The sequence below is a fragment of the Promineifilum sp. (SeqCode) genome (genome assembly GCF_041918635.1).
Lineage (GTDB): Bacteria > Chloroflexota > Anaerolineae > Promineifilales > Promineifilaceae > Promineifilum.
The window spans coordinates 1-10,479 of sequence record NZ_JAYRVJ010000488.1 but is presented as its reverse complement, the minus strand read 5'-3'; the positions used below and the strand labels follow the sequence as shown (position 1 = coordinate 10,479).

The 10,479-nt window shown below is 66.7% G+C and carries 6 protein-coding genes; 1 reads left to right on the top strand and 5 read right to left on the bottom strand.

All coding sequences use genetic code 11. The features are described from left to right. Positions 1–27: 27 nt before the first annotated feature. The 3 genes from ACE3UY_RS14840 to ACE3UY_RS14830 all read right to left on the bottom strand — a co-directional run bounded on the left by ACE3UY_RS14840 (position 28) and on the right by ACE3UY_RS14830 (position 5,397). On the bottom strand, positions 28–2,523 hold the full coding sequence (locus ACE3UY_RS14840; RefSeq protein ID WP_374688283.1) for an adenosylcobalamin-dependent ribonucleoside-diphosphate reductase: 2,496 nt from the start codon (positions 2,521–2,523) through the stop codon (positions 28–30). A gap of 287 nt (positions 2,524–2,810) precedes the next feature. Next, positions 2,811–4,469: a hypothetical protein gene (locus ACE3UY_RS14835; RefSeq protein WP_374688282.1), complete on the bottom strand. Its 1,659-nt coding sequence runs from the start codon at positions 4,467–4,469 to the stop codon at positions 2,811–2,813. Between the two features lie 181 nt (positions 4,470–4,650). After that, the gene (locus ACE3UY_RS14830) at positions 4,651–5,397 is read right to left on the bottom strand and encodes a lysophospholipid acyltransferase family protein (RefSeq protein WP_374688281.1); all 747 of its coding nucleotides are present in this window, start codon (positions 5,395–5,397) and stop codon (positions 4,651–4,653) included. Positions 5,398–5,647: 250 nt separating this feature from the next. Between ACE3UY_RS14830 and ACE3UY_RS14825 the strand changes: the two genes are divergently transcribed. Next, the gene (locus ACE3UY_RS14825) at positions 5,648–6,265 is read left to right on the top strand and encodes a hypothetical protein (RefSeq protein ID WP_374688280.1); all 618 of its coding nucleotides are present in this window, start codon (positions 5,648–5,650) and stop codon (positions 6,263–6,265) included. A gap of 21 nt (positions 6,266–6,286) precedes the next feature. Here the strand turns inward: ACE3UY_RS14825 and ACE3UY_RS14820 are convergent, their stop codons facing one another. Next, positions 6,287–9,109: a S8 family serine peptidase gene (locus ACE3UY_RS14820; RefSeq protein ID WP_374688279.1), complete on the bottom strand. Its 2,823-nt coding sequence runs from the start codon at positions 9,107–9,109 to the stop codon at positions 6,287–6,289. A 44-nt stretch (positions 9,110–9,153) separates the two neighbouring features. Further along, the coding region (locus ACE3UY_RS14815) for a serine/threonine-protein kinase (protein ID WP_374688278.1) at positions 9,154–10,479 on the bottom strand (1,326 nt) is incomplete at its 5' end.

The following is a 10,479-nucleotide window of genomic DNA, read 5'->3' as shown; positions in this document are numbered from 1 at the left end:
TAACAACTGACAACTAACAACTACTTCTCAGCACTCGCTATAACCGCAACTATTGCACTTGCGGCAGCCCTCTTCATTCACCAGCGACGGCGTGCCGCAGTCGGGGCAGAGGTCGCCGACGACGTGGGGGGCGGGCATTTGTAGGGCAGCCTGCGCCTGGCCGGCGGCGGGCGTCGTGTGACCGTTGGTGTGGCCGTTCGCCCCGGCCGCCTCTTGCTCCTCGGCCGAGCGGTCGAGGAAGTCGGCCAACACCTGGGCCACGCCGTCCGGCAGAGACAGCACGCGCTTCGGCCCGAAGCCCAACGGCCGGCCGCCGCCAATGCCCAACAACTGGTTGACCACTTCCTTCAGCCGGTCGCGCGGGGCCACGGGTGAGGCCAGACGCAGGATGTAGCTAACCAGCCGGCCGATGGCCTCGGAGATGGCCGCCGTGTCGCTGCCCGCCTTCGAGGTCTGGATAAAAACCTCGAACGGCTGGCCGTCGCCGTTGTGGTTGACCGTGATGTAGGTCGCCCCCAGCGGCGTGCTGATGCGCGTCGTCTCGCCTTGCAGGACGCGCGCCCGCGGCTTCTTCGTCTCGCGCCAGATGGTGAGTTGCTGCGGCGCTTCCTCGGCCTTCTTCTCCACCTTCTCGCTCTTCTCTTTGGCCTCCTTGGTGGCATGCGTCTCCAGTGTCACCGTCTCGCGCGAGCCGGTCACGTAGACCGTCAGCCCCTTGCAGCCCAGGTCCCAGGCCAGCATGTACGCCTGAGCCACATCCTCGCGGCCGGCCCCGGCCGGGAAGTTGCACGTCTTGGAGATGCTATTGTCCACGAACGCCTGGATGGCCGCCTGCATACGCACGTGCTCCTCCGGCGTGATGTCGGACGAGACGACGAAGGTATTGCGAATGGGGGCCGGCAGTTGCTCGATGTGCTGGCAACTGCCCACTTTGTTCACCTCAGCGATGATCTCCGCCCGCGTGCCTTCGTCCAGGCCGGCCTCAAGCAGCGCCCGCTCGAACAAGGGGCTGGTGTACTGCAACTGCAAGTCCTTGCCGTGGTCGTTGACGTGGCGGATGTAGGCCAGGGCGAAGACAGGCTCGCAGCCGTACCCCTCAATGCCGGCCACCGTAGCGATGGTTCCCGTTGGGGCGACCGTCGTCTGGGCCGCGTTGCGGATGCCGTGGGCCTTGATGTCGGCGGTCAGACGCTTCCAGTCGAGCGCCGGCCGGCCGAAGTCGCGCCGGCTCTTCAACAGCGGCTTGGGCGGCTCCCAGCGAAAGTTCTGCGGGTCGTAGATGCTGCCGCTGAGGGCCAGGAAGGGGCCGCGCTCGCGGGCCAGTTCCACGCCGGTGCGCATGCAGTGATAGCGGATGAACTCGAAGAGCGCGCCGGCCAATGCCTGCCCCTCTTCGCTGCCGTAGCGCACGCCGACGCGATAGAACAGGTCGCCCAGCCCCATGATGCCCAGGCCGATGCGGCGGGCGTTCAGCGCCGCCTCGCGCAGTTGCGGCACGGCCGGCACGTAGGCGTTGGCCGTGACGACGTTATCCAGGAAATGGGTCGATTCCTCCACCGAGCGGCGTAGCAACTCCCAATCTACCTGGCCATCGGCCGTCACGTGGCGGCCGAGGTTGATCGAGCCGAGGCAGCAGTTCTCGTAGGGGCCGAGCCACTGCTCGCCACAGGGGTTAGTCGCCTCCAGTTCGTAGAGGTGCGGAACCGGGTTGGCGCGGTTGGCCGCGTCCAGGAAGAGCACACCTGGCTCGCCGTTGCGGTGGGCGTACTTGACGATCTCGTCGAACAGGTCGCGCGCCCGCACCGTCCGCCATACCTTGCCGTCGCGCGGGTTTACCAGGTCGAAGTCGGTATCGTCCTTGACGGCGCGGACGAACGCGTCGGTGACGCCGACGGAGATGTTGAAGTTGGTGATAGCGTATTCGCTGGCCTTGCAGGAGATGAACTCGAAGATGTCGGGGTGATCCACGCGCAGCACAGCCATGTTGGCGCCGCGCCGCGTGCCCCCTTGGGCGATCTCGCCGAAAGCCTGATCGTAAACGCGCAGGAAGCCTACCGGGCCGGTGGCCTTGCCGGCTGAGGAGTGGACGTAATCCCCCTTGGGTCGCAGCCGGGAGAAGGAGAAACCATTGCCGCCGCCCGTTTGCTGGATGAGCGCCGCGTCGCGCAATGTCTGGAAGATGCCGGCCTGGTCGCGTCCCATGTCGTCCTCAATGGGCAAGACGAAACAGGCGGCCAACTGGCCCAGCGGCGTTCCCGCGCCGGTAAAGGTCGGGCTATTGGGGAAGAAGCGCAGTTCAGTCAGTAGCCTGTAGAACACCTCCTCCACGCCGGCGACGTCGCCATCGTGATCGGCCTCCACCAGGGCGATGTGATGGGCCACGCGGCGGAACATCTCTTGAACAGTCTCGATGGGCTGGCCGTCCGGCCCGCGCCGCAGATAGCGGCGGCGCAGCACGGCCATACTGTTATCGGGCAGCACAAGTTCTGTCGGAGCAGGGGCGGACGAGACGGACGACAACATGGAATTCAAACCTCCTCGCGATTATGGGACTTCCTGCGGCTCCCAACTCAGGTCATCACGCATACCCCCATATGTGGGGGTAGCATACCGTTACAGTAGCCTATTTGGCTAGAGGACGGCATTATAGCATGGCCTGCCAGACAGCGCAAGAGCCGCGCCTTAAAACTTGCCGAACAAATTATCTATTTTCCCGGCGGGGGACTGAGCATTTTGACCGGCGGCCGGCGAAGGTGTCCAGCTTGTGGATCACTTGGCGCCGGCCGCCGTCTAGGAAGGGGCCGAGCGGGCTATTGAGTCGTCACCTGCAACGTGTAGGCCACGGTGGTGCTGGTGTTGTTGACAGCCGCGGTGCGGATGTAGTAGCGGCCGGGCGCGGCGTTCGGATATACGATCTTGAACTCCGGCCCGACGGTGTCGGACACCGGCGCGGCGTTGGGCGGAGTGAGCTGCAACTGCGGCTGGACGACGACGTTGTTGGTCATCGTCACAACGACCGTTCGCTGTTGGCCCAGCTCGAAGTAGAAGTAGTCGAACCGGTCATTGGGGTAGGCCTGATAGGCGCGGCCGATCACCATCGGCCCATTGGCCTGGGCGATGTCGTTGTTCGGCTCAATCTCGAACGGCCCTACCCAGCCGACCAGGCCGTAGTGGATGGAGGGCAGGAAGGCGCGCGACGCGGTGGTCGTGCCCTGGACGTAGTTGACGCGCACGGTGTGGTTACCAGCCGGCATGGTGGCGGTGTTGCTGACGGACGTGCTGCCGTTGTTGTTGGTTCCCTGCCAACTGTTGACGCGCCAGCCGCTAGCCGGGCTGGCAGTCAGGCTGATGGCCTGCCCGGCGGTGTAGCGGCCATTGGCGCAGCCGGTCGAGGCGGCGGGCGAGGCCGTCGGGTTGCCGCCGGAGCCGGTGTGGTCGAGGGTCAACTGGTAACAGGTGGGCGCGCCGGTGATGGTGAATGACCAGGCGTTCGTCCACGGGCCGTAGACGTCGCAGCCCCCGGCCGTGTTGTGGCCGCGCACGCCCCAGTAGTACGTCCCGGCGGCCAGCGCCGCGCCGTGGGTGTACTGCGTCCCGCCGCGCAACAGGTTGATCACCGGGCTGGAGAAATCGTTGTTGTTGTCCACCATCAACTGGTATTCGGTGGCGTTGCCGGCCGCCGACCAACTGAACGTCGGCGTCGTGTCGGCTGTTGAGGAGGCGTTGCCGGGGGCGGACAGGCTCAACGCGCCGGGGGTCTCGCAACCGGGGACGGTCACGTCGAGGAACACGTTGTCAATGGTGTAGCCGCGCGCCGTCTGGCTGTCGTCGGAATACATCTGGAAGGCGATCCACACCTGCGACTGGCCCGCGAGCGCTGTGAGATCAAGCTCCCACTCACCGTAAGCGCTGTTGAGATCAGTGCAGATCGAGCCGCCGCTATAGTCACTGCCGTTCGTCGATGCGCCGATGAACAGACCGTCGAAGTTACAATCGGCCTGGAACTCGGCGATGCCAATCATCGACCAGCCCAAATGAGCCTCGGTCGCGCCGCTCAGGTCAAACGGCCCAAACTCAGCCCACGTGTCCAGGTTGTTGACGTAGTTGTCGTTGCAACCCAGTTGGCTGCCCGCGCTCCCGCCGCCGCCGGCCCAGGCGGCGAAGCTGCCGTTCAGCGGACGACAGTTGCGTTTGCCGAAGAAGTATAGGCCGCCATCCGTATCGCTTTGGTCGAGCAATGTCCAGCCGGAAGAAGGCCACGTACCTTCAAACCCCTCAGACATCCATATTGTATTGGGAGATTGTGGTGAAAGGGGATTCGCCGCGCCATCTCGTGGTTGTACCATCTCCGGAACGAGCGTGCGCTGATTCTCGGTCTCCGACTGCGCGCTTGATAGGCCCACGCCGGCGGCGATGACCGACAGCGCCAGGGCCAGCGCGAACAGGGCTACAAAGGATTTGCGTGGCATCGACAACCTCCTGGGGTAGTGACACGACGATAAATGGGTTCAGTTGCACAGGTTCGGTGTGGGGTAGTTGAGTTGATGGCTCGCCCCACCTCTCGTTCGCCGCGGGCGGAGATCACCAACGTCCGACTGGCGTATCGGCGCGGCGATGTACCTTTATAGTAGCATAGATGGCCGGCGCTTATCAAGCAATGGGGGCCTGCCCGAGGCCGGTTCCCTCGTCGGGCGCGCCGAGCGCCTGCAAAGAGGCCAGGCAGTGCGGCCACGGGTCTTCGCCGCGCAGCAGCGCGGCCAGCGCCGGGCTGTCACTGTAGACGCCGCGATGGCGCGGCTCTACCAGCGCGGCGATGTGGATCATAATCAGGTAGGTGTAGGCTTGCAGATCGCGGCTGCGGACGCGGCGGCCCAGATCGGGCAGTGTAAAGGGTTGGCCGATGCGCAGCGTCATCGTGGCCCGCCGGCCACGCCTGGCGCTGGCGAAGAGCACGTCGGTATTGCTGAGGCCGACCGGCAGAATGGGTACACGCGCCTGGCTGGCCAGATAGGCCGCGCCGTCCTTGCCGGGCTGCATGGCCCCCACCTTGCTGCGCGTGCCCTCCGGAGCCAGCGCGAAAATGGCGCCTTCCTCAATAGCCGCCAGCCCCTCGCGCAGCGCCCGCCGGTCTACCTGGCCGCGATTGATGAAGATGACGCCCAGCCACGACATGAGCGGCCCCCACAGCGGGTGGTCGGCCCACTTCTCGCCGGCGAAAAAGCGCCACTCCTGAGCCGGGAAACCGAGCAACACCAGCACACTATCCGCCGTGCTCATATGGTTGACGACCAGGATATAGGGGCCAGGGGGAATGTTTTCCCGACCCACGACCACGAACCGGCACAGTAGCCTTTGGACGATGGTGAAGACGAAGCGAGCCAGCCGATAGCGCCACATGCCGGCGCACTATAGCAGAATCGATTGCGCCGTCAACGCGCGGAGTAGAGGGATCGCCGCCATCCCGGCGGCAAGGTCGGAAGAGACCGCCGGAACGTCGGCGATCCGACTGACAAGCCTATGACGTTTGTAAGCAAAAACAGGTGACATCTGCCACATGATCGGCCGGCGCGTGATGATCTATACTGTAAACAGAGGGAGTAGGCGCGCCCACCGCATGGGCGCGCGAGCAGGCGAACGGAGGTGCGCGATGATGCTCGATAACACGACGGAGCGCCAGCGGACGGAGGAGGCCTTGCTCCGGCACGATCTGGTGGTCTTGCAGACGTTTGTGCGTCGCATGGGCGACTACCTGATGAGCGACGCCACCCGCTGGGACCTGGGCATGGCCGACATGCCGCCGTTGACCATCGGCGGCGTCCTGATGCGCCGCCGCCGTCTGGCCGCACTGGCCGGACAACTCCACGTCACCGAGCGCGACATGTTGCGGGCGGCCAACGACGCCTTCAACGCGGCGGTGCGCGAGCAAGTCGTGCGCTTCGAGGGGCGGGCGCAGGCGGAGGTGGGCGACCGGTTGCGAGAGTGGACGCACTACCTGCGCGACCTGGCCGGGTCGAAGCGGCTGGCGGCCGACCTGAAGCAGTACGCCTACAAAGCCGATACGCGTGTGGTCATCCTGGAACTGGTCGACATGTTGAGCACGCCGCCCTACCAGTTGCCGGCCCACATTCCCGGCGACTTGGCCGGCGTGGATCACCGCCTGCGGGCGCGCTGGGAGCCGGGCGCGTTCATCTGGGATGCGGTCTGGCAGGCGGCCTACCCACCCGACGAGTACTGGTGGCTCTATGGCCGGCCCTTGACCAATTGACCTGCTCTGCGTCGGGCGCGCTCACGTCTCGAACCAGAACGGAACCCACTCCGACACCGTCAGCGTCTCGCCCGTCGCTTCGTCCCAGATGACGATCTGGAGCTTCAGGTTATAACGCGCCCCCTCGGCCATGTGCAGTTCGGCGTAGGGCATGAATAGGGCGAAGTCCTGGTAAATGGCCCGGTTAGAGCCGGGCTGAAAGCGCCCGCCCACGGCGACGACGCCATCCTGCGCGCGATACTGATCGTTGAAGTCGAGCAGCGGCGTGTTGTTGGCGTCGTCGAAGTAGAAGTAGGCGGCCAGCGTGCCCGTCTCGCCGCGAAAGTTGAACGTGTCGAAGTCGATCAGGATGTCCATGCCGGCCACGTTATCGTGGGCGACGTTGTGAACCACGTCAACCGCCCGCACCTCGGCCAACCGTTGGCTGTCATCGGCCATGGTCAGGATGAACGCCGCCGGCTGGCTGAACGCCAGCGCCGCCCCATCGCTGCCAGCTACGTCGACGACGACCTGCACCGTATGCTCGCCTGGCGGCAACTCCAACTCGTCATAGGGCATGAACAGTGGGAACTCGCTGATGTCGGCGCTGTCCACGGCCGGGCTGAACGGCTCGGCGACAGCGACGTGGCCGGCCCCATCGCTGAATTGGCCGTTGCCATCAGCCAGCGGCTGCCCGGCGGCGTCGCTGAAGCGAGCCGTCACCGCGCCCGTCTGGCCGCGCAAGCCCTCGACGCTGAAATCCACGAACAGACGCACGCCGTAGCGGCCACCCATCGACTCGTTGTGGCTCTGGCGGACGGCGTGAATGGTCGCTGCGGCCGTGACGGGCGCGGCTCTGACCGCCGGCGGCTGCTGCAAAGCCAGTCGCCCCGCGCCATAGCCGTTGTCGAAGCCAGCCGGGCCGCGGTCGAGCGCCCGGCTGGTCAGATAGTCGCGCAACTGCCGCGCGTCCAGATCGGGAAAGGCGCTCAGCACCAGCGCCGCCGCCCCGGCCACGTGGGGAGCCGCGGCTGACGTGCCGCTGAACTCGCCGTAGGAGAGGCTGTCGACGCCGGTCGGCGCGGTTAGCTCCGGTTTGGTGCGCCCGTCGCTGGTGGGGCCTTGCGAGCTATACGGCTCCAGCACGTCATCGCGCCAATACGTGGCCCCGACGGCCAGTACGCCCGGCGCGTCGGCCGGCGAGCCGAGGCTGCCCTCCGGCATGGCGTACTCGAACTCGTTATTCCAGCCCAACAGGTTGAGGCGACCGGGGCGGGAGATGCCGTCCTCGCGGATGGCGACGTAGTACTCGCGCGCCGGCGACAACTCGATGTCGATGGCCTCGACCGGCTGATCGCCCGCGCGGCCGGCCTGGAGGCTGTAGGAAGTGGCGATGGTTTCGAGATCGCGGCCGTCGGCTGTCGGCGTCATCAGGTAGAGGTCGTAATCCTCACTGGCGCCATTCCAGTTGTCGTCCCACGTCAGCCCCAGCGACGTGAACTCGGCCACATAGATGGGCAGCAACTCGTTGCCGTCCGGAAATTCGTGGTAGCCGTCGCCGTCGCCGTCGGTGAAAACCATCTCCAGGTGGGACTGGGCGTAGTTGCCCGAAGCATTGACCCACAGGATGCCCGCGTCCTGCGCCACGGCGGCTATCTCATCACTCGGCCCGGTTCCGTCCAGCGGTTCGGCGATGGAGGAGGCAGAGTAGGAGATGATGTCCACGCCGCTGGCGATCAGCCAATCGACCGCCTGGGCCAGACCGCGCGCCGAGCCGCCGCTGTAGGCCAGGTACAATTCGGCGTCCGGGGCCATGGCGTGGATGATCTCGGCGCAGGCCGCGCCGTGGGGGCCGGTGGCGGTGTTCAACTCGTCGGCGGTGAGCCAGGGGGCGAGGATGACCCGCTCGGCCGGCGGCAACGCCTGGCCGAGCAGGTTCTGGTAGCCGCCGAAGCCGTCAGGGTCGATGATGCCGACGCGGACGCCGCGGCCGGTGATGCCGGCGGCATGCCACTCGGTGGCCAGCGTGAGCGCCGCGCCCTGACCGGCCGGCAGCCACGCGCCGGTCGGGATTTGCTCCGGGGCGCGCACGGCGATGACGTGGGGCAGGTGGGCGATGGCGACCAGTTGGGCCAGCGCCTCTTCGGACGAGGCGGCGGCCTCGATTTGGGACAGGGGCAGGCCGATCTCGACTTCGTTGCCGTAGTGGTCGAGCACGACGGCCCCGGCGGCGGCCAGTTGCGGCTCTACGACGCTCAAGTCTTCCGTATCCAGCACCAGCACGATCCGCACCAGCCCATCCTCCGTCAGCAGGCGGCGCTGCCGGGCCAGCGCCGCGGCCCCGGCAATGCCGCCCGTTTCATAGGCCAGGACGAAATCAACGTAGGTCGGATCGATGTTGAGCGATTGCAGGATGCCCGACTCCGACACGAAGACGCGCAACCCCTCCGCCCCCTCGGCGGCGAAGAGGGCTACCAGCTGCTCATAGGCAGCCGACAACTGCGCGCGGTCGGCCAGATCGACGTTTTCCAACAGGTCGCCCAGTTCGGGGTAGCGGGCTACCAGTTCTTTCAGGGTAGGGAGCGCGTCGAGGCTCAGGTCGCGCCCGGCGGCCGGCTCGCCGGGGCGGTCAACAATGGCTGGCGTGGGCGAGGGGGTGGTCGCCGTCTCGCGACCGCTGGCGGCCGGCTCGGGGCCGGCGGCCGTCGCCAGGACGGTGGGCAATAGGGGCTGAGGCGTGCCGGCGACTTCAGTTAGCGTTTCGCCGGCGCGGTTGCGGTTGCTCAGCAGCAGCCACAGCGCCGCGCCCAGCAAGATGAGAAAGGCCGCGAGGGCGATGATGAGGAGGATTCGGCGGTGGGGCATGGGTGCTTTTCCTTATGATGGCCTCGGTGAGGCAATCGGCCGCCTCAGCGCCAGCGCACGCCGGTCTGCTTCAAGTAGAGATAGCCCTGCACCAGATCGCCCAGGAACCAGCCGGCGACGGCCAGGAGGAAGGCGCTGACCCAGGAGAGGGCGTTGATGGCCGCGTCGTCACCGAGCAGCGCATAGAGCACGACGTGGCCGAGCAGGGCGGCCAACCCCAGCCAGAGCGCCTCGCGCTGCCACGCGCCGGGGTCGTCGCGCCGGAGCGAGCCCATCACGCGCGGCAGGAAGAAGATCATCCCCTCGATGGCCGCCGCGCTCACCAGCGCGCTGATGAACAGCATGGCGCCTACCCGACCCGTGGCCTCGTCCGCCAGGATGATCAGCCAGCCGATGAGCGACACGCCGATAAAATGGGCGATGCCCCCTACTAGACGGCGGCGCGAGGCGGTGTAGGCGAAGGGCGCGATGATGGCCGACGTGCGCACAATCTCCCAGAACGCGGTTCCCTCCAGCAGCCGGGTCAGCGGTACGATGGCCAGGGCGATAATCAGCAGGAGCGCGCCGCCGGCCAGCGCCAACTGGGCCGGCGAGAGCGTGGCCGCCTTGAGTAGCAGCCGCGTCGTAGGCCGGCGCGTGACGATGGGGCCGGGCGGCGGCGGGGGCGACGCGCGGCCGGCCGGCGGGGCGATGACCGTGGCCTGGGGCGCGCCGCCGCTCATGGCCTGGCGCAGGTCTTGCGTGCTCTGCCAGCGCTCGACCGGTTTGACTCGGGTGGCCCGCATCACGACCGTCTCCAGTTGTGGCGAGATGTCGGGCCGGTAGGTGCGAATGGGCGGCAGCGGCTCGAACGGCCGGAACCGGCCGGGGTCTTGCCCCGTTAGCAGCGAGTAGAGCGTCGCGCCGAGGGCGTAGATGTCGCTGCGCTCGTCCGTCTGGCCGCTGCCGTACTGCTCCGGCGCGGCGAAGCCCTGCGTGCCGAAGATCATCGTGTCCTGCTTCTTGCCCGGCTTGAAGACGCGGGCGATGCCGAAGTCGATCAGTTTCAGCCGGTCGTCGGCCATAATCATGATGTTACCCGGCTTCAGGTCGCGGAAGATGATCGGCGGCTCCTGGCGGTGCAGGTAGCCGAGCACGTCGCACAGTTGCGCGGCCCAGGTGACGACCCGACGCTCGTCGAACGGCGCTTCGCCGCGTTCGATCATCTGCTGCAACGTCGAGCCAGGCACGTACTCCATCACCAGGTAGTTGCGGTCGCCCAGCGTGAATTCGTCGGTGACGACCGGCAGGTTGGGGTGACGCAGGCGGCGCAACAGTTGGGCCTCGTGGCGGAACTGGGCCACGGCCGTGGCCCGTTCCTGGGGGTCGGT

Bases quoted from the DNA above. Each gene is read 5' to 3' on its own strand.
- ACE3UY_RS14840 (WP_374688283.1), bottom strand. From the start codon at position 2,523: ATGTTGTCGTCCGTCTCGTCCGCCCCTGCTCCGACAGAACTTGTGCTG.
- ACE3UY_RS14835 (WP_374688282.1), bottom strand. From the start codon at position 4,469: ATGCCACGCAAATCCTTTGTAGCCCTGTTCGCGCTGGCCCTGGCGCTG.
- ACE3UY_RS14830 (WP_374688281.1), bottom strand. From the start codon at position 5,397: ATGTGGCGCTATCGGCTGGCTCGCTTCGTCTTCACCATCGTCCAAAGG.
- ACE3UY_RS14825 (WP_374688280.1), top strand. From the start codon at position 5,648: ATGATGCTCGATAACACGACGGAGCGCCAGCGGACGGAGGAGGCCTTG.
- ACE3UY_RS14820 (WP_374688279.1), bottom strand. From the start codon at position 9,109: ATGCCCCACCGCCGAATCCTCCTCATCATCGCCCTCGCGGCCTTTCTC.